This window comes from Frankia tisae, from assembly GCF_025403405.1.
GTDB classification, from domain to species: domain Bacteria; phylum Actinomycetota; class Actinomycetes; order Frankiales; family Frankiaceae; genus Frankia; species Frankia tisai.
Genome location: NZ_JANEZT010000091.1, coordinates 1 through 19,060 on the forward strand (window position 1 = coordinate 1; position 19,060 = coordinate 19,060).

20 protein-coding genes are annotated in these 19,060 nt (G+C 71.3%); 13 read left to right on the forward strand and 7 right to left on the reverse strand.

Going from position 1 to position 19,060, the window contains the following annotated elements:
- The 6 genes from NBZ85_RS11390 to NBZ85_RS11415 all read right to left on the reverse strand — a co-directional run.
- Positions 1–1,003: COX15/CtaA family protein (locus tag NBZ85_RS11390; protein ID WP_261561917.1), on the reverse strand; the 1,003-nt coding region annotated here is incomplete at its 3' end.
- A gap of 109 nt (positions 1,004–1,112) precedes the next feature.
- Complete coding sequence (locus NBZ85_RS11395) at positions 1,113–1,961, reverse strand: ABC transporter permease (RefSeq protein WP_261561918.1); 849 nt, start codon at positions 1,959–1,961, stop codon at positions 1,113–1,115.
- Positions 1,958–3,061, reverse strand: coding sequence for an ABC transporter ATP-binding protein (locus tag NBZ85_RS11400; RefSeq protein ID WP_261561919.1), 1,104 nt, complete (start codon positions 3,059–3,061; stop codon positions 1,958–1,960). Before NBZ85_RS11400 ends, NBZ85_RS11395 begins: the two co-directional genes overlap by 4 nt.
- 78 nt (positions 3,062–3,139) lie before the next feature.
- Positions 3,140–3,679, reverse strand: coding sequence for a transcriptional regulator (locus NBZ85_RS11405; protein WP_261556435.1), 540 nt, complete (start codon positions 3,677–3,679; stop codon positions 3,140–3,142).
- 560 nt (positions 3,680–4,239) lie between these two features.
- A complete protein-coding gene (gene glpK, locus NBZ85_RS11410; protein WP_261561920.1) occupies positions 4,240–5,865 on the reverse strand; it encodes a glycerol kinase GlpK in 1,626 nt (541 codons plus the stop codon).
- A 100-nt stretch (positions 5,866–5,965) separates the two neighbouring features.
- Entirely contained in the window at positions 5,966–6,670 is a 705-nt protein-coding gene (locus tag NBZ85_RS11415) for a hypothetical protein (protein WP_261556421.1), read from the reverse strand.
- 276 nt (positions 6,671–6,946) lie between these two features.
- On the opposite strand from NBZ85_RS11415, the gene NBZ85_RS11420 reads away from it, so the two are divergent.
- From NBZ85_RS11420 to NBZ85_RS11460, 9 genes are all read left to right on the forward strand, one after another.
- On the forward strand, positions 6,947–7,750 hold the full coding sequence (locus NBZ85_RS11420) for a helix-turn-helix transcriptional regulator (protein ID WP_261556422.1): 804 nt from the start codon (positions 6,947–6,949) through the stop codon (positions 7,748–7,750).
- Positions 7,747–9,159, forward strand: a complete 1,413-nt coding sequence (sufB, locus tag NBZ85_RS11425) for a Fe-S cluster assembly protein SufB (protein WP_261556423.1) — start codon at positions 7,747–7,749, stop codon at positions 9,157–9,159. The genes NBZ85_RS11420 and sufB overlap by 4 nt, the downstream gene beginning before the upstream one ends.
- Positions 9,159–10,400 carry a Fe-S cluster assembly protein SufD gene (sufD, locus tag NBZ85_RS11430; protein ID WP_261556424.1) on the forward strand — a complete coding sequence of 414 codons (1,242 nt, stop codon included), beginning with the start codon at positions 9,159–9,161 and terminating at the stop codon, positions 10,398–10,400. The genes sufB and sufD overlap by 1 nt, the downstream gene beginning before the upstream one ends.
- Positions 10,397–10,756, forward strand: coding sequence for a non-heme iron oxygenase ferredoxin subunit (locus NBZ85_RS11435; RefSeq protein ID WP_261556425.1), 360 nt, complete (start codon positions 10,397–10,399; stop codon positions 10,754–10,756). The genes sufD and NBZ85_RS11435 overlap by 4 nt, the downstream gene beginning before the upstream one ends.
- A gap of 8 nt (positions 10,757–10,764) precedes the next feature.
- On the forward strand, positions 10,765–11,556 hold the full coding sequence (gene sufC / locus NBZ85_RS11440; protein WP_261556426.1) for a Fe-S cluster assembly ATPase SufC: 792 nt from the start codon (positions 10,765–10,767) through the stop codon (positions 11,554–11,556).
- Positions 11,553–12,875, forward strand: a complete 1,323-nt coding sequence (locus tag NBZ85_RS11445) for a cysteine desulfurase (RefSeq protein ID WP_261556427.1) — start codon at positions 11,553–11,555, stop codon at positions 12,873–12,875. The genes sufC and NBZ85_RS11445 overlap by 4 nt, the downstream gene beginning before the upstream one ends.
- Positions 12,872–13,378, forward strand: a complete 507-nt coding sequence (sufU, locus tag NBZ85_RS11450; RefSeq protein WP_261556428.1) for a Fe-S cluster assembly sulfur transfer protein SufU — start codon at positions 12,872–12,874, stop codon at positions 13,376–13,378. Before NBZ85_RS11445 ends, sufU begins: the two co-directional genes overlap by 4 nt.
- Entirely contained in the window at positions 13,375–13,788 is a 414-nt protein-coding gene (locus NBZ85_RS11455) for a metal-sulfur cluster assembly factor (RefSeq protein ID WP_251744700.1), read from the forward strand. The genes sufU and NBZ85_RS11455 overlap by 4 nt, the downstream gene beginning before the upstream one ends.
- Before the next feature lie 195 nt (positions 13,789–13,983).
- The gene (locus tag NBZ85_RS11460) at positions 13,984–14,610 is read left to right on the forward strand and encodes a uridine kinase family protein (protein ID WP_261556429.1); all 627 of its coding nucleotides are present in this window, start codon (positions 13,984–13,986) and stop codon (positions 14,608–14,610) included.
- Positions 14,611–15,412: 802 nt separating this feature from the next.
- On the opposite strand, the gene NBZ85_RS11465 is transcribed toward NBZ85_RS11460, so the two are convergent.
- Complete coding sequence (locus tag NBZ85_RS11465; protein WP_261556430.1) at positions 15,413–15,781, reverse strand: winged helix-turn-helix transcriptional regulator; 369 nt, start codon at positions 15,779–15,781, stop codon at positions 15,413–15,415.
- 103 nt (positions 15,782–15,884) lie between these two features.
- On the opposite strand from NBZ85_RS11465, the gene NBZ85_RS11470 reads away from it, so the two are divergent.
- From NBZ85_RS11470 to glgC, 4 genes are all read left to right on the forward strand, one after another.
- Positions 15,885–16,718, forward strand: coding sequence for an alpha/beta fold hydrolase (locus NBZ85_RS11470; RefSeq protein WP_261556431.1), 834 nt, complete (start codon positions 15,885–15,887; stop codon positions 16,716–16,718).
- 74 nt (positions 16,719–16,792) lie between these two features.
- Positions 16,793–17,149, forward strand: a complete 357-nt coding sequence (locus NBZ85_RS11475) for a type II toxin-antitoxin system RelE/ParE family toxin (RefSeq protein ID WP_261556432.1) — start codon at positions 16,793–16,795, stop codon at positions 17,147–17,149.
- Between the two features lie 19 nt (positions 17,150–17,168).
- Complete coding sequence (locus tag NBZ85_RS11480) at positions 17,169–17,474, forward strand: helix-turn-helix domain-containing protein (protein WP_261556433.1); 306 nt, start codon at positions 17,169–17,171, stop codon at positions 17,472–17,474.
- A gap of 304 nt (positions 17,475–17,778) precedes the next feature.
- A complete protein-coding gene (gene glgC / locus NBZ85_RS11485; RefSeq protein WP_261556434.1) occupies positions 17,779–19,017 on the forward strand; it encodes a glucose-1-phosphate adenylyltransferase in 1,239 nt (412 codons plus the stop codon).
- Positions 19,018–19,060 lie beyond the last annotated feature (43 nt).

The following is a 19,060-nucleotide window of genomic DNA, read 5'->3' on the forward strand; positions in this document are numbered from 1 at the left end:
GGGCTGGCGGGGCGGTGACGGGCGTCGCGTGCTCTGCCGGGGCGTCATCGGTCACCGTCACCGTCGCCCCCGGAGCGGCCGCGATGGCCGGGCGGGCGGCCATGGCGAGCCACAGGCGCAGGGCGACGACCCACATCACGGTGGCGCCGGTCATGTGCAGGGCGACGAGGCCGGACGGGACGCCGAGGAAGTACTGGGCGAAGCCGAGGCCGGCCTGCGCGACGACGGCGGCGACCAGGGCCAGCGAGTCGCGCCGGGCCGCCGCGGGGGCGGCGGTGACGCGCACCGCGAACGCCATCGCCGCCACCAGGCCGGTCAGCAGCATCGCGCCGTCGGCGTGGAGCTGGGAGACGTTGACGATGTCGAAGCCGAAGCGGGCGGGGTGCTCGCTGTCGCCGCTGTGCGGGCCGGTGCCGGTCACCACCGTGCCGAGGACGAGGACCCCGGCGGAGACGACGACGAGCAGCCGGGCCAGCCACAGCAGCGCGGGGGCGACCGCCGGGGTCACCGGGCCGGCGCCCTGGCGGGCGCGGCGGTCGAGGACGACCGCGTTCCACAGCAGCACCATGGACAGCAGGAAGTGGGCGGCGACGGTCACCGGGTTCAGCTTCGTCAGGACGGTGATCCCGCCCAGTACCGCCTGACCGAGGTAGCCCAGCCACAGGCCGAACGACAGCAGGGTCAGGTCCCGGCGGCGGCCGCCGCGCAGCCGCAGCGCCATGATCGGGGTGATGAGCACCACCGCCCCGACGACCAGGCCGACGACTCGGTTGCCGAACTCGATCGCGCCGTGCAGGGCGTACTCGGAGTGCGGGGTGAACGAGCCGTCGCCGCACTGCGGCCACGTCGGGCAGCCCAGGCCGGAGCCGCTGAGCCGGACGACCCCGCCGCTGACCACGATCAGGGACAGCGCGAAGACGTTGAGCGCGGTGACGAACTGGAACGCGCGCCGGCCGACGAGCGGCAATCTCCGACGCGTTGTAGAAGTTGGCACGGATGCCATGGTAACGCCCGGTGCGCTCACGCCTGCCCGGCCGGCCGCGGCGCCGCCCGGTCGGGTGATACGCGGCGGTCGGGTCATACGTGGCGGTCGAGTCATGCGCGGCGGTCGGTTATTCCCAGCGGAAGGTGCGGGCGGCGAGACCCAGGGTCACCACCGCCCACACCGCGAGCACGACCAGGTTGCGGACCCCGGGGCCGGAACCGTCGGCGAGGACGTCGCGCAGCCCGTCCGACAGCGCGGCGGTGGGCAGCACCTCGGCGATCGCCCGCAGCCAGCCGGGCAGCTTCGACAGTGGGAAGACCACCCCGCCGATCAGCAGCAGCAGCAGGTAGACGCCGTTGGCGGCGGCGAGCGTCGCCTCGGCGCGCAGGGTGCCGGCCATGAGCAGGCCGAGGCCGGAAAACGCGGCGGTGCCGAGCACGAGCAGCGCCAGCACCGACGGCACGGCGCCCGCCCCGCCGGCCGGATCCCAGCCGAGCGCGAAGCCCACCGCGACCAGCAGGACGAGCTGGATGACCTCGACGGCGAGCACGGCCGCGGTCTTGCCGGCGAGCAGGATCGAGCGGGGCAGCGGCGTCGCCCCGAGCCGTTTGAGCACCCCGTAGGAGCGTTCGAAGCCGGTGGCGATGGCCTGGCCGGTGAACGCGGTCGACATCACCGCGAGCGCGAGCACCCCGGGGACGAGGAAGTCGACCGATTTCTCGGCGCCGCTCGGCAGCACGTCGACGGCGGTGAAGAAGGCGAGCAGGCCGATCGGGATGATCATCGTCAGCAGTACGGACTCGCCGCGGCGCAGGGTGAGGATCAGTTCGAGCCGGGTCTGCGCGGCGAACATCCGGGCCCGGGTGGCCGCCGCCGGCGCCGGGCGCAGGTCGAGCAGGCCGGCGCCAGTGTGGCCGGCAGCCGGCCGGTAGGAGCCCGGGCCGCTGGGCGAGCCGAGGTCGTCGGCGGCGGTCACGAAGCCAGCTCCGAACCGGTCAGCTCCACGAAGACGTCCTCCAGTGTTCGTTGCTCGACCCGGAGATCCTCGGCGAGCACGCCGTTGCCGGCGCACCAGGCGGTCACCGCGGCGAGCAGCTGCGGATCGACCGTGCCCTGGACCAGGTAGTGCCCGACCGGCCCCTCGTGGGCGGTGGTGCCCTCCGGCAGCGCGAGCAGCAGCTTGCCGAGCTCCAGGCCGGTGGGGGCGCGGAAGCGCAGCTGGCCCTCGGCGCCGCCGCGGGTGAGCTCCGCGGGCGAGCCGACGGCCACGACCCGGCCGCGATTGATGATGATCACCTGGTCGGCGAGGCGCTCGGCCTCGTCCATGGCGTGGGTGGTGAGCACGACGGTGACGCCGGCCGTGCGAAGCTCCTCGATCAGCTCCCAGGTGGTGCGCCGACCGGCGACGTCCAGCCCGGCCGTCGGCTCGTCGAGGAACACCAGCTCGGGCCGGCCGACCACGGCCATCGCCAGGGACAGCCGCTGCTGCTGGCCGCCGGACAGCCGGCGGAACGGGGTGCCGGCGGAGTCGGTCAGGCCGAGCCGGTCCAGCAGCGCCGCGGGATCGAGCGGGTGGCGATGGTGCGCCGCGACAAGACGCAGCATCTCCCCGGCTCGAGCACCCGGGTACATCCCGCCGGCCTGGAGCATCACCCCGACGCGGGGGCGCAGGGCGACCGCGTCCCCGATCGGGTCGAGGCCCAGGATGCGGACCTCGCCGGCGTCGGCCCGGCGGAAGCCCTCGCAGATCTCCACCGTCGTCGTCTTGCCGGCACCGTTGGGGCCCAGCAACGCCGTCACGGAACCGACCGGGACGCTCAGTGACAGGTTATCGACGGCACGTATCCGGCCCTCGGAGGGGGCGCCTCGCCCGGCGGGCGCCGCGAACGGTGCGGGCGTCGTCGAGACCTCGGTGAACGGCGCGGGCCGCAGACTCGGCGCGGCGGAGCTGCGGCGGCCACGCCGACCGGGGCCCCGGGAGCCCTCCGCCCGGGCTGCCCCGGACCGGGAGGGAACGGACCGCGCGGAGTAGGTCTTCACGAGGCCCGTGACGCTGATTGCCAGGATCTCGGCCACCTGGCGATCCTACGGATCCGACCGGGGGGAAGGGGGGTTCATTTTTGCCACCTCGGAGCCGACCGCGGGCTGGCGCCGTCAACTTCGCTGCTGTGGCGGCCGGATGGGCAGGACGCGGCGCCGTGTGCCGACCGCCACCGGCTCGCCCGGCTCCACCAGCGCGCCCCAGGCGCCAAGCCGTTCGTAGAGCATCGACGGCGTCGTGCTGTACAGCCGCGAGAGCGACTGCAGGTCAGAGCGGCGCAGCCGCAGCAGGTCGCGAGAGCTGTCCGAGCGCAGTACCTGCACGATCGCGATCCAGCGCCGCAGCGGGCCGGTCCGGGTCGGCGGCAGCTTGCGCAGCCGGCGTAGGTCGATGACGAGGGGGGGAAGGTGGTCGACGTCACGGCGGTCGGCTGCCGGTGGGACCAGCAGGGTCGCCGGAACGTCGTACAGATCGGCGAGCTCGACGAGCCGGTGCACCCGCAGGGTACGGGAGCCTCGTTCGTAGGCTCCCAGCGTTCCCGCGGTCCACCGGCCGTGGGTGCGCTCCTGAACATCCAGGAGCGACATACCACGCCGGTTGCGCGCGGCGCGAAGCCGGCGTCCGAGCTCCAGGGCGTAGTCCGCCTCGGTCACGGTCTCCGTCCGGGTCAGGTCGACAGGAGACGCCAACCGCCCCCTGGTAACACCCTGTCAAACATTGGTGCGTCTGACAGCCGGTTCGACCAAGAAGGTTCGAGGGAATGTGGCCCTGACGTGTTCCTGTGAATGCAGCGCGCAGCAGGATTGGAGGTAAGGACGTTCCACCGGTGGCGTTCGGTGACCACTTTATGTCACCTGGCGTGATGTTGCAGTGACATGATCGGCGGCGTGGCAACCGGGTCCGCGCCCGTTCAGCGATCGCCAAAGCCCGTCAGCAGCGTGCGTTGCCGCGGCTTCCTGTGCAGGTAAAGGTGCCCAACCTCGGCTCGACCCAGTAGGGGGCATGGGGTTGCGGGACGAGCCGCGCGAGGCCCGGCCGTGCCGGCCCGCAGCAACTGCGCCCGTCGCGGCGACGACCATGAGTAACGACGGGTACCGGTAACAGCAGGGACGGGTACCGGTAACAGCAGGAGAGCCGGTAACAGCAGGAGAGGAAGAGCCTCGCCGAGCGCGGTTCCGGTCGAGCGCGGTTCCGGTCAAGCACGGTGTTGCCCCTACGAGGTTCCCTCGCCGGTGCCGGTGCCGGTGCCGGTGCCGGTGCCGGTGCGGTCGGCGTCGATCTCGATGCCCCTGTCGTCGGTGTTGCTGCCATCGGTGTTGCTGTCGTCGGTGTCGTCGGCCCAGGCGCGGGCGCGGTCGACGGCGGACAGCCATCGGCGGTAGGCACGGTCGCGCTGGGCGGGCGGCATCGCCGGGTGGTAGCGCCGTTCGCTGCGCCGGTGCGCGGCGAGCGCGGTCGGGTCGGTGAAGAAGCCGATCGCCAGGCCCGCGAGGTACGCCGAGCCGAGCGCGGTGGTCTCGATGTTGTCGGGCACGTCGACGCCGACGCCGAGGATGTCGGCCTGGAACTGCATGAGCCACGGGTTGCGCGCGGCCCCGCCGTCCGCGCGCAGCTCCCGCACGGCGAAGCCGGCGCCGGCCATCGCCTCGACGACGTCGCGGGTCCGGTAGGCGATGCCTTCCAGCACCGCGCGGGCCAGGTGCGCCCGGCCGGTGCCGCGGGTGATCCCGAGCAGCGTGCCGCGGGCGCGCGGGTCCCAGTGCGGCGCGCCGAGGCCGGTGAGCGCCGGGACGAAGTAGACGCCGTCGTTGCCGGGCAGTGAGGCGGCCAGCTGCGCCGTCTCGGCGGCGTCGCGAATGATCCCCAGCGAGTCGCGCAGCCAGCCGACCGCCGCGCCGGTGGACAGGATCGCGCCCTCCAGGGCGTAGTGCACGGGCTCGCCGTCGAGCTGGTAGGCGACCGTCCGCAGCAGGGACGACTGCGGCGGCGGCACCGTCGGACCGGTGTTGACCAGGACGAACGAGCCGGTGCCGTAGGTGTTCTTGGCCTGCCCCGGCTCGACGCAGCCCTGGGCGAACAGGGCGGCCTGCTGGTCGCCGACGGCGGCGGCGACCGGGATCCGCACGCCGAGGAAGGCCGCCGGGTCGGTCTCGGCGTAGACCCGGGAGCTCGGCACCACCTCGGGCAGCACCTCGGCGGGCACGCCGAACAGGTCCAGCATGTCGGGGGCCCAGGCCGCGGTGGCGAGGTCGAGCAGCAGCGTGCGGGAGGCGTTCGTGACGTCGGTGACGTGGACGGCGCCGCCGGTCAGCTTCCACACCAGCCAGGAGTCGACGGTGCCGAAGGCGATCTCGCCGCGGCCGGCGCGGCGGCGCAGCGCCGGGTCCCGGTCCAGGATCCAGCCGATCTTCGTGGCGGAGAAGTACGGGTCGAGGACCAGGCCGGTGCGGTCGCCGACCGCGGCCGCGTGCCCGCCGGCGGTGAGGCGCTCGCAGTGGGCGGCCGTGCGCCGGTCCTGCCAGACGATCGCCGGACTGACCGGGGTGGAGGAGGACCGTTCCCACACCACGGTGGTCTCCCGCTGGTTGGTGATGCCCAGCGCGGCGAGGTCGGTGGGGCGGAGATCGGCGTCGGCCAGCGCCGCGGCGACGGTGTCGACGACGCTGCGCCACAGTTCCTCGGGATCCTGCTCGACCCAGCCGGGTCGGGGAAACCTGGGGTGGATCTCCGTGTAGCCGCGCCCGGCGATCCGCCCGTCGCGATCGAGCAGGCAGACCGTGGTCCCGGTGGTGCCCTGGTCGACCGCGGCCACCACGCGGCCCCGTGCAGGTGTGCCCATCCTCGCCTCCCGCCGTGCGCCGGTGCCCGCTCGTTCCGCCGTCCGGCAGATCTTGCCGCACTCCGCGGGAACGGGCGTGGCGCCGTGCCCGGGCCAGGCGTCAGCCCAGGCTGGACAGGTCGATGGCGGAGCCGGGCGGGGTGACGGCGGCGGTCGGGCCGTAGCCGTCGAAGTCCACCTGGTTGGTGGAGCTGCCCGCGACGGTGATCCGCAGGGGGTAGGCGGGGCCGGTGTTCGCGACGAGGAAGGCGGTGCCGTCGGGCGCCGCCGCCCGCACCGCCTGGGCGCCGCCGGCCTTCTCCCGCCGCACCTCGCCGGCGAGCCCGACGAGGTAGCTGCCGAGGGAGTCGCTGAGCCGGGCGAGGGTGAAGTAGCTGTACTTGGCGGCGTCGGCGGGCGCGAGCCGGACCCACCGGTCGGCGAGCAGGTCGGCGGCGCCGCCGTCCCCCGTCGCCGTGTAGAAGGCGCGGCCGCGCCGGACGTAGGTGTCGTTGGCGATTTTGACGAGTTGGGTCTGCTGGCCGTACTCCTCGATGGTGCCACGGGTCGTCGTGGCGGACATCACCAGGTCGTAGCGGGCGGGGGAGTCGGAGCTCGGGTCCTTCTCGGTGCCCACCACATGTACTCCGGGGGCGGAGCGCAGCGCCGCGAGCGTGCGGGAGCCGACCTCGGCGGCCGGCAGCTTCTCCAGGCCGTTGGTCTTCTCGCCCCCGCCGCCGCAGGCCGCGGCCGTGCCGAGGGCGAGCAGCAGGCCGAGCCCGAGCAGGGCCCGCCCGATCGCGCCGTGCCGTCGTCGAGCCCGCATCCGTCCGCCACCTCCCCGTTCGAGTCCCGTTCGGGTCCGCCGGGGGTGGGCGTCCGCAGGGACAACCCGCCCGGTGGTGCCGCAAGTCTGGCATCACGCCGTCGACGGCCGTCGACAGGCCATGAACCGTGGGTAGATGTTGTGCGGATGCGGTACGCGACCAGCCCCGGCATCATGCCTGGGGTGGACCCCCTCTGTGACGGACATCGCCTCGGAGTGGACCTGATCGGGGGCCCTCGGTTCGACCCCGTCCCGTAAATAGGGCACACTAGCGTTGTGAAAAACGACCACGATGCCTCGGGCGGGACGGCCGACGGCCGCACCCGCGACCGGGTCGTGCGTCTGCTGCTGGAGGGCGGGTCGGCCACGGCGGCCGAGCTGTCCCGGCAGCTCGGTGTGTCCCCGGCGGGCATCCGCCGGCACCTCGACGCCATGGTCGGGGACGGCATCATCACCCCGACCGAGAGCCGTTCGCGCGAGCCGCGGGGCCGCGGCCGGCCGGCCCGCAGCTACGCGCTCACCGAGGCCGGCCACCGGGCCGGCCCGACGGCGTACTCCGATCTCGCGGCCGGTGCACTGCGGTTCCTGGCGGAGGTCATCGGACCCTCGGCGGTCAGCCAGTTCGCCGAGGGCCGGGCCTCCGACCTGGAGCGTCGGGTGCGCTCCGCGGTCGTCGCGGCGGAGCCGGCCGATCGTCCGGCGGCGCTGGCCGAGGCGATGACGGCCGCCGGCTACACGGCCAGCGTCTCGGAGCTGCCGACCGGTCTGCAGATCTGCCAGCACCACTGCCCGGTCCAGTTCGTCGCGGAGCGCTTCCCGGCGCTGTGCGACGCCGAGACCGCGGCGCTCGCCCGGGTCCTCGACACCCATGTGCAGCGCCTGGCGACGATCGCGCACGGCGACGGCGTCTGCACGACCCACATCCCTGTGGGCGCGGCGCCGGGATCGGTTCCGGATGGTCCGTCCTACCAGGGCGTATCCCGTGCAGACGGGTCGAGGCCGACCGCGTCCGAACCGCGCCCCGCACCCGCGCCCACGACCTGTTCACCATCCCCGTCTTCGGAGGGTTCCGCCCTATGACAACCTCTGCCGAGACCGCCCTCGAAGGCCTTGGTTCCTACAAGTTCGGCTGGGCTGACACCGACGCCTACGCCGACGACGTCCAGCGCGGCCTGTCCGAGGCGGTCGTCCGCAACATCTCGGCGAAGAAGTCCGAGCCGTCGTGGATGACCGACCTGCGCCTGAAGGGCCTGCGGCTGTTCGAGCGCAAGCCGATGCCGACCTGGGGCGCGGACCTCTCCGGCATCGATTTCGACAACATCAAGTACTTCGTCCGCTCCACCGAGAAGCAGGCCGCCGAGTGGTCGGACCTGCCCGAGGACATCAAGGCGACCTACGACCGGCTCGGCATCCCGGAGGCGGAGAAGCAGCGCCTCGTCTCGGGCGTCGCCGCGCAGTACGAGTCCGAGGTCGTCTACCACAAGATCCGTGAGGATCTTGAGGAGCAGGGTGTCATCTTCCTGGACACCGACTCGGGCCTGCGCGAGCACCCGGAGCTGTTCCAGGAGTACTTCGGCTCGGTCATCCCGGTCGGCGACAACAAGTTCGCCGCGCTGAACACGTCCGTGTGGTCGGGTGGGTCGTTCATCTACGTGCCGCCGGGCGTGCAGGTGGAGATCCCGCTGCAGGCCTACTTCCGGATCAACACCGAGAACATGGGCCAGTTCGAGCGGACGCTGATCATCGTCGACGAGGGTGCCTACGTGCACTACGTCGAGGGCTGCACGGCGCCGGTCTACTCCTCGGACTCGCTGCACTCCGCGGTCGTCGAGATCATCGTGAAGAAGAACGCGCGCTGCCGGTACACGACCATCCAGAACTGGTCGAACAACGTCTACAACCTGGTCACCAAGCGGGCCGCCTGCCATGAGGGCGCCACGATGGAGTGGGTCGACGGCAACATCGGCTCCAAGGTGACGATGAAGTACCCGGCCGTGTGGCTGCTCGGCGAGCACGCCAAGGGCGAGGTCCTCTCGATCGCCTTCGCCGGGGCCGGCCAGCACCAGGACGCCGGCGCCAAGATGGTGCACGCCGCGCCCCGCACGTCGTCGACGATCATCTCCAAGTCGGTGGCCCGCGGCGGCGGTCGCACCTCCTACCGCGGTCTCGTCCAGATCAACGAGGGCTCCGCGGCGTCGAGGTCGACGGTCAAGTGCGACGCGCTGCTCGTCGACACCATCAGTCGCTCGGACACCTATCCCTACGTGGACGTGCGCGAGGACGATGCCTCCATCGGCCACGAGGCCAGCGTCTCCAAGGTCGGCGCGGACCAGCTGTTCTACCTGATGAGCCGCGGCCTGTCGGAGGAGGAGGCGATGGCCATGATCGTGCGTGGCTTCGTCGAGCCCATCGCCCGCGAGCTGCCGATGGAGTACGCCCTCGAGCTGAACCGGCTCATCGAACTGCAGATGGAAGGTGCGGTCGGCTGATGGTCGTCATCGACGCCACCGGGCGACCCCCGATGGCCTCCGGAGCCGTGCCCCGCCCGGTGCGATCGCGCAACCCGCTCGACCACGGCGTGCCCACCGGCCGCGAGGAGGCGTGGCGGTTCACCCCGCTGCGCCGGCTGCGCGGCCTGCTCGCCGGCCCCGACGCCGACGGCAAGGTGTCCGTCACCGTCTCGGCGCCGGCCGGGGTCGCCGTGGAGCAGCTCGACGCCGCCGACCCGCGCATCGGCCGGGTGCTCACCCCGGCGGACCGGGTCGCCGCGTTCGCCATGGCCCGCGCCGGTGGGGCGACGGCCGTCACGATCCCGGCCGAGGCCGCCCTGGCCGAGCCGGTGATCGTGCACCTGCACGGCGAGAGTCCCCGGACCGCGGCCGGTGCCGCCGCCGGGGTCGCCTACGGCCATCTGAGCATCGAGGTCGGCCCGTTCGCGTCGGCCACCGTCGTGCTCGACCACACCGGCAGCGCCACCTACGCCGGCAACGTCGAGGTGTACGTCGGCCACGGCGCCTCGCTGACCTTCGTGTCCCTGCAGGACTGGGACGCGGGCGCCGTGCACGTCGGCGCGCACGCCTACTCGATCGGCCGCGACGCGAAGCTGCGCTCGTTCACCGTCACCCTCGGCGGCGACCTGGTCCGGCTCAACCCGACCGTCGAGTACCGCGGCCCGGGTGGCGACGCCGAGCTCAACGGCGTGTTCTTCACCGACGCCGGCCAGCACCAGGAGCACCGGCTGCTCGTCACGCACACCCCGCGGTCGTGCCGCAGCCGGGTGACCTACAAGGGCGCGCTGCGCGGCGACGCGGCGCACTCGGTGTGGATCGGCGACGTGCTCATCGAGGCGGACGCGGTCGACACCGACACCTACGAGCTCAACCGCAACCTGGTGCTCACCGACGGCGCCCGCGCCGACTCGGTGCCCAACCTGGAGATCCTCACCGGGGAGATCGTCGGGGCCGGCCACGCCAGCGCCACCGGCCGCTTCGACGACGAGGCCCTGTTCTACCTGCAGTCCCGCGGCATTCCGCCGGCCGAGGCCCGCCGGCTGGTCGTGCACGGCTTCTTCGCCGAGGTCATCGACCGCATCCAGGTCACCGAGGTGCGGGACCGGATCATGGCGACGGTCTCCGGTCGACTCGGCGAGACGCCGGCCGGCGACAGCACCGAGGCGGCGGCCGGGGCCGGCGCGGTGGTCGGGGCCGGGGCCGGCCCGGCGGGCGCATGAGCACCGCCGCCGACCCCGTGACCACCCCCCGCTGGCACCGGGTGTGTGCGCTGGCCGATCTGACCGACGACACGGCGCTCGGCACCGAGATCGAGGGCGTGCCGGTGTGCGTCGTGCGGGCCGGGGAGCGCGTCTACGCGGTGCGCGACGAGTGCTCGCACGCCGACGTACAGCTCTCCCAGGGTGAGGTCGAGAACGGCAAGATCGAGTGCTGGCTGCACGGGTCCCATTTCGACCTGGCCAGCGGCAAGGCGCTGACCCTGCCGGCGATCGATTCGGTGCCCACCTACGCAGTGACCATCGACGGCGACGACGTGCTCGTCGACGTCGCACATTCGAACCTGGAACGAGGGTGACGGCAGCGGTGTCGACCTTGGAGATTCGTAACCTGCACGTCTCGGTCGAGACGGAGGAAGGCCCGCGCGAGATCCTGCGCGGCGTCGACCTCACCGTCCGCAAGGGTGAGACGCACGCGATCATGGGTCCGAACGGCTCGGGCAAGTCGACGCTGTCGTACTCGATCGCGGGCCACCCCAAGTACACCGTGACCGACGGCAGCATCACGCTCGACGGCGAGGACGTCCTCGCGATGGGCGTCGACGCCCGCGCCCGCGCCGGGATCTTCCTGGCGATGCAGTACCCGGTGGAGATCCCCGGGGTGTCGGTGTCGAACTTCCTGCGCTCCTCGGCCACGGCCGTGCGCGGCGAGGCGCCGAAGCTGCGTACCTGGGTCAAGGAGGTCAAGGCCTCCATGGAGGCCCTGGAGATGGACCCGGCGTTCGCCGAGCGCGGCGTCAACGAGGGCTTCTCCGGCGGTGAGAAGAAGCGCCACGAGATCCTCCAGATGGCGCTACTCAAGCCGAAGATCGCCGTGCTCGACGAGACCGACTCCGGCCTCGACGTCGATGCGCTGCGCATCGTCTCCGGCGGCATCGAGGCCGTGCGGGCCAAGGGGGAGACGGGCATCCTGCTCATCACCCACTACACCCGCATCCTGCGCTACATCAAGCCCGAGTTCGTGCACGTGATGGCGGCCGGGCGGATCGTCGATGAGGGCGGCCCGGAACTCGCCGCCGTGCTGGAGGACTCCGGCTACGACCGCTACGTCAAGGGCGACGGCGCCGCGGCGCCGGCGGGAGCGGGAGCGGTGTCATGACGCTCACCGAGTCGCTGGTCGCCGGCGGCACCCCGGGCGCCGCGGGCTTCGACGTCGAGCAGGTCCGCAAGGACTTCCCGATCCTCGCCCGCACGGTGCACGACGACCTGCCGCTGGTCTACCTCGACAGCGCCGCCACCTCGCAGAAGCCGCTGGCCGTCCTTGACGCCGAGCGTGCCTACTACGAGCTGCACAACGCCAACGTGCACCGCGGCATCCACGTGCTCGCCGAGGAGGCCACCGGCCTGTACGAGGCGACGCGGGACAAGGTCGCCGCCTTCATCGGCGCGACCGACCGGCGCGAGGTCGTCTTCACGAAGAACTCCACCGAGGCGCTGAACCTCGTCGCCTACGCGATGAGTAACGCGGAGACCACCGGCGCGGAAGCGCAGCGCTTCCGGATCGGCCCCGGCGACGAGATCGTCATCACCGAGATGGAGCACCACTCCAACCTGGTGCCCTGGCAGATGCTCGCCCGGCGCACCGGCGCCACCCTGCGCTGGATCGGGCTGACCGACGACGGCCGGCTGAACCTCGACAACCTCGACGCGGTCATCACCGACCGGGCGAAGGTCGTCTCGATGGTCCACCAGTCGAACATCCTCGGCACGGTCAACCCGGTGGCGCGGATCGTCGCCCGGGCCCGCGAGGTCGGCGCGCTCACCGTCCTCGACGGCTCCCAGTCGGTGCCGCACATGCCGATCGACGTCGCCGCGCTCGGCGTGGACTTCCTGGCCTTCACCGGCCACAAGATGTGCGCGCCCACCGGCGTCGGGGTGCTCTGGGGGCGCCACGAGCTCCTGGAGGTCATGCCGCCGTTCCTCGGTGGCGGCGAGATGATCGAGATCGTCACGATGGAGGGGTCGACCTACGCGGCCCCGCCGCACCGCTTCGAGGCCGGCACCCCGATGATCAGCCAGGTCGTCGGGCTCGGTGCCGCCGTGGACTACCTGACGGCGCTGGGCATGCCGGCGATCGCCGAGCACGAGCACGCGATCACCGGGTACGCCCTCGACGCGCTCGCCACCGTGCCCGCAACGCGGATCATCGGGCCGCCGACCGACATCGACCGTGGCGGGGCGATCTCCTTCGTCCTGCACGACGATGCCGGCCGGGCGATTCATCCCCACGACGTGGGGCAGCTCCTCGACGAGCGCGGCATCGCCGTGCGCGTCGGCCACCACTGCGCCCGGCCGGTCTGCCTGCGCTTCGGCGTGCCGGCCACGACCCGGGCATCGTTCCACCTGTACACGACGACCGGTGAGGTCGACGCGTTGGTGGAAGGTCTGCACGGGGTTCGGAGGTTCTTCTCGAGGTGAAGCTCGATTCCATGTACCAGGAGATCATCCTGGACCACTACCGCAATCCGTTGCACCGCGGCCTGCGCGACCCGTTCGACGCCGAGGTGCACCACGTCAACCCGACCTGCGGCGACGAGGTCACCCTGCGGGTGAAGGTCTCCGACGGGGTCGTCGAGGACGTCTCCTACGAGAGCGAGGGCTGCTCGATCAGCCAGGCCTCGGCGAGCGTCATGAGCGACCTGGTGATCGGCAAGAAGGTCGACGAGGCGCTCGAACTCGAACGCGAGTTCCTCGCGCTGATGCAGTCGCGGGGCACCGCGGAGGGTAACGAGGACGTGCTGGAGGACGCGGTGGCGTTCGCCGGCGTCTCCAAGTATCCGGCGCGGGTCAAGTGCGCCCTGCTGTCCTGGATGGCCTGGAAGGACGCGACCGCCAAGGCCGTCGACCCGGCCGCCGCCACCGGTGCCGCGCCCACCCCCGCCGGCGCACCCCTCGACGTACCCGAGCAGGAGAAGCCATGAGCGACGCCGTGACCGACGCCCCGCCGGAGACGGTCGAGACCGCCGACGCCCCCCACGGCACGGTCGCCGAGCGGGCCGCGGGCCTGGAGCTGGCGGAGTTCGCCGACATCGAGGAGGCGATGCGTGACGTCGTCGACCCCGAGCTCGGCATCAACGTCGTCGACCTCGGCCTCGTCTACGGCATCCACGTCGCCGACGACAACACCGTCACCCTCGACATGACGCTGACCTCGGCGGCCTGCCCGCTGACCGACGTCATCGAGGACCAGACCCGCTCCGCGCTGGTCGACGGCCCCGACGGCCTCGTCGCCGGCGTGACGATCAACTGGGTCTGGATGCCCCCGTGGGGCCCCGACAAGATCACCGACGACGGCCGCGAGCAGCTGCGCGCCCTCGGCTTCAACGTCTGATCCTCCCAGCGAGCCGCCGCCGGTCTGGTCGGATCATCCTCCGGCCAGACCGGGCCGCCGCCCCGATCATCCGGGTTTCGCCGCGGCGCCCGCACGGCCCTGGGCGGCCGAATAAATGCCGGTGAACGGACTGGCGTTCGGCCCCCGGCTTCGCTGAATATCGCCATCTCGATGTGAGCCTGGGCTGGAACCAACATGACCGCAGCCGACACCGTGGATATTGCTGTTCTGGCCGAGCGCATCATACGTGCCGCTGCGGCTCGTCCGAGGGTCCTCGTCGGGATCGACGGCCCAGGCGCCGCCGGCAAGAGCACGCTGGCCGGTCAGCTGGCGGCTGCCATCCCTTCCGCGCAGGTCGTGCATGTCGACGACTTCTACCTGCCCTCCAGTCAGCGGACTGAACGGCGGGGCGCCGTTGGCCCACTGTTCGATCTGCCTCGGCTCGCCGACCAGGTCGCCATTCCAGGTGCGGCCGGCGCCGCACTGCGCTATCAGCGCTATGACTGGATCAAGGACGATCTTGTCGAATGGATCCAGGTCCCCGCCGGTGCATCCCTCATTGTCGAGGGCGTCTACTGCCTCGAGCTGAAGCTACGCGCTTGTTACACTTTTACCGTGTTCTGCCAGGCAGAACCAGCACTACGCCTCGCTCGCGGTCTACAACGCGACGGGGAGGAGTCGCGTGATCAATGGGTCAACGAATGGATGTCGGCCGAGAACGAGTATATGGCGCTGCAACGGCCGGATCGCTTCGCCCAGCTGGTCGTCGACAGCTCGGTCGTCGACGACGTAGAAACGGTGTTCCGCGTCGCCGGGGTGTGAACAGCTCACGGCGATCTCGCCTCGACAACGCAGTTGAGGCCTCTCAGGCCGACACTAGCAGTGCCGTACACACCGCGGGCCGCGCCGACGACACGTCGGTCAACGCCTGACGGAAATTGCTGTTTCTGCGGGTAGGCCCGCACGCGTCTTCATTACGCACGTCGGTCGCCGCCTGCGTGGCCACGCGACTTCGCAGCCTTGGGTCCATCTCAAGAGCCGACTCATGCCGTCTCCGCGGCCGCCGAGCGAGGCGAGGGTCGTGAACCTGGCCCACCTCGCCAAGCCAGCCCCTCGGCACCGGCGCCGGGGCCTCTGGCCCCGGCAAGGTGTTCCGCGGAACCGTGTGGCGATCAAGGTGTTCCGCGGAACCGTGTGGCGATCAAGGTGTTCCGCGGAACCGTGTGGCGATCAAGGTGTTCCGCGGAACCGTGTGGCGATCAAGGTGTTCCGCGGAACCGTGTGGCGATCAAGGTGTTCCGCGGAACCGTGTGGCGATCAAGGTGTTCCGCGGAACCGTGTGGCGATCAAGGTGTTCCGCGGAACCGTGTGGCGATCAAGGTGTTCCGCGGAACCGTGTGGCGATTCCGCGTCTGCGTGGTTGTTCGTCGAGGCCCGGCCGTCTCGTTCTTGCGGTGGGTGTGTCGCTGAGGGTGGGCGGCGCCGCGCTGTTCACCCGGGCGGGTGACTGCCGCTGCACGGGCTGGCTCGCCGTCTACCACAGCATCGACGACAGTCCGGCCTGAGGCCACGGCCCGTGCCCGTGCAATCAAATCCGAGTGGAACCGCGCCCGTGCTTCCGCGATCAGCGCGGGGCGGCGGAGCGGTGTTCGTCGATCGCCGGCATGTGCGTCTCGGCCCAGTCCCGAAGGGCCGCGAGCGGCTCGTTCAGGGAGCGCCCGAGACCGGTCAGCGAGTAGTAGACGCTCGGTGGCACCGTGTCCTGCACGCGACGGGCCACCAGGCCGTCGGCGACCAGGCCCTGCAGCGTGTGCGACAGCATCTTCTGCGACACGCCGGGCATGCGGCGGCGCAGCTCGCTGAACCGCAACTCGCCCGGACCTGCCTCGGCGAGCAGCTTGACGATCATCGAGACCCACTTGGTGCCGATCCGGTCGAGCAGCCGGCGGGTTGGGCAGCCGGGAGAAAACAGGTCTCCCCTGGCGGTGGTCACCTCGACCTCACCACCTGTAGTGAAAGTGCCGTCTTCTGCGGATGGTTCAGGTTACCTATCGTGCGGTGGTCACCAAAGGAGACCAGCTACCGGGAGGCTGACCGTGGACACCGATCCGCACCGCGTCGAGGCGAACGGGACGGAGCTCGCCGTGGTCACCGTCGGCGAGGGACCGGCGGTGCTGCTCATGCATGGCTGGCCACACACGCACGACTTGTGGAACCTGGTGCTGCCCCAGCTCGCCCGGACCCGTCGCGTGATCGCGCCGGATCTGCGCGGCCTCGGCGGCAGCCGCCGTGAGACAGCCGGCTACAACCTGCACACCCTCGCCGACGACATGGCCGGGCTGCTCGACGCATTCGCCGTCGACCGGGCCGACGTCGTCGCGATCGACGCCGGGGCGCCCCCGGCCTTCGTGCTCGCGATGCGCGCGCCGCGCCGCGTCCGGCGGCTGGTGCTGATGGAGTCCCTGCTCGGCACGCTGCCGGGAGCCGAGAGCTTCCTGCGCGGCGGCCCGCCATGGTGGTTCGGCTTCCACCAGGTACCCGGTCTGGCCGAGACCGTCCTGGTCGGCCGGGAAGGTGAGTATCTCGACTGGTTCCTGCGCGCCGGCACCCACGACGCAACCGGGGTGCCGGGGCCCGTCCGCGACGCGTTCGCCGCCGCCTACACCGGCGCCGAGGCGTTGCGCTGCGGCTTCGAGGACTACCGCGCGATGCCGGTCAACGCCCGCCAGATTGCCGGCGCGGTGGCAGCGGGCCGGCTGGGTGTCCCGACGATGACGATCGGGGCCCGCCCGATCGGGGACGAGTTGTTCCGCCAGCTGGAGCCGGTGGCCGACCGGCTCAGCGGCCATCTGATCGATGACTGCGGCCACCTGGTCCCCCTGGACGCACCGGGGGAGTTCCTCCGCCTCGTTCAACCGTACCTCGGCTGATCGTGCGGACGTGAGGAGGATTGCAGCCGTGTTCGCCTCGCATCCTCGTATAGGTTGTGGTCTATATTCAGTCCATGCGCTGGGACGTGCGGCTGCTCGACGAGGTCGAAGCGTGGCTGCTGGGTCTCGACGACGACAGCTACGACCTGGTGGCTGCGGCGATCGACAAGCTCGCCGACGACGGTCCCACGCTGGGGCGCCCCCTGGTCGATCTGGTCAAGGGTTCCCGCCACCACAACATGAAGGAGCTTCGCCCTGGATCAACCGGGTCAAGCGAGGTGCGCGTCCTCTTCCTCTTTGATCCGGTGCGTCGGGCGGTGCTTCTCATAGGTGGCGACAAGTCCGGGGACTGGAGCGGGTGGTACGTCCGCAACATCAAGATTGCCGACGACCGATACGACGGCTGGCTACGGGGCGATTATGGCGACTGAAGCGACAGGAGGCGGGGCCGTGGCGTCCACCTGGAACGAGATGCGGTCCAGGCGACCACCTCGCGAGGACAGGGTTGCCGAGCACCGGGCCCGGATCGATGCCGAGGTGCGTGCCTACCGACTCCGGGAGATCCGCGAGGAGCAGGGACTCACGCAGGTCGAGCTCGCGGAGCGGATGCACGTCAGGCAGCCGTCTGTGTCCGATCTCGAGCGAGGGGCTCTCGACCGCGCCGGGCTGTCGACCATCCGGGCCTACGTGGAAGCACTCGGTGGGAAGGTCGAGATCATCGCCGACTTCGGTGATCGCCGGGTCGTCCTGAGCTGACCGCCGGGCCCCGGCGGTGTGGCCCGACTGGGCTGTCGAGGAACGGGTGGGTAGACCCCGTTCGGGGCAGTCGTCGGGCGGCGGTTCCGAGCCTCGCAGACCCAGCTTGTAGGGTCGCAACAGGCGATCGGCGGAGTCATCGGACATTCGCGGCAAGGGTCCCCATCAGGTAGCTTTCCCGTCGAGTTCGGCGCGGATTGAGGGGTCGTTCGGGACGCCGGGTGTGGACGGATACCTGGCCGGGCAGGGACGTGTCGGCCCGCGGATCGCCCCGCAGACCATGCCATGAGACGGGAGCAAGTCTGTGCCGAGTCCGCGGGTCCTCGGCCTGGTGCTGGCCGGGGGAGCCGGGCGGCGGCTGGCGCCGCTGACGGCCGACCGGGCCAAGCCCGCCGTTCCCTTCGGTGGGTTGTACCGGCTGATCGATTTCGTGTTGTCCAACCTGGTCAACGCCGGCTATCTGCGGATCGCCGTGCTCACCCAGTACAAGAGCCACAGCCTCGACCGGCACATCACCACGACGTGGCGGATGAGCAACCTGCTGGGCAACTACGTCACCCCGGTGCCGGCGCAGCAGCGCCTGGGCCCGTGGTGGTTCGCCGGCAGCGCCGACGCCATCCACCAGTCGCTGAACCTCGTCCACGACGACAACCCGGACATCGTCGTCGTCTTCGGCGCCGACCATGTCTACCGAATGGATCCGCGGCAGATGGTCGCCCAGCACCTCGACTCCGGCGCCGGGGTGACCGTCGCCGGGCTGCGGGTGCCGCGCGCGGAGGGCCGGTCGTTCGGGGTGATCCAGACCGGTCGGGACGGCCGGATCATCGAGGCGTTCCTGGAGAAGCCCGCCGACCCGCCCGGTCTGCCGGACAGCCCCGAGGAGACGTTCGCGTCCATGGGCAACTACGTGTTCTCCACCGACGTGCTCATCGACGCGCTGCGCAAGGACGCCGCCGACGAGGACAGCCGGCACGACATGGGCGGCGACATCATCCCGATGCTCGTCGCGCAGCGCGCCGCCGCCGTCTACGACTTCACCGACAACGTCGTGCCCGGCACGACCGCCCGTGACCGCGGCTACTGGCGCGATGTCGGCACGCTCGACTCCTACTTCGACGCGCAGATGGACCTGTGCGCGCTCGACCCGGTGTTCAACCTGTACAACCGCGAGTGGCCGATCCTGACCAGCGTGCCGTCGCTGCCGCCGGCCAAGTTCGTCCACGACGACCCGCGGCGCACCGGCACCGCGATCAACAGCATCGTCAGCAACGGTGTGATCGTCTCCGGTGGCACCGTGCGGTCCTCGGTGCTCTCGCCGGGGGTGCGGATCAACTCCTGGGCCGAGGTCGACCGCGCCGTCGTGCTGGACAACGCCGTGGTCGGGCGCGGCGCCGTCGTCCGCGACGCGATCCTGGACAAGAACGTCCACGTCCCACCGGGCTGCCAGGTCGGCGTCGACAAGAACCGTGACCGCGCCCGCGGCTACACCGTCAGCGATCACGGCATCACCGTCGTCGGCAAGGGCGTCACCGTCACAGACTGATCCCGAACCTCCCGACGCGCTGCGTCGGTCCACATCACCGCCG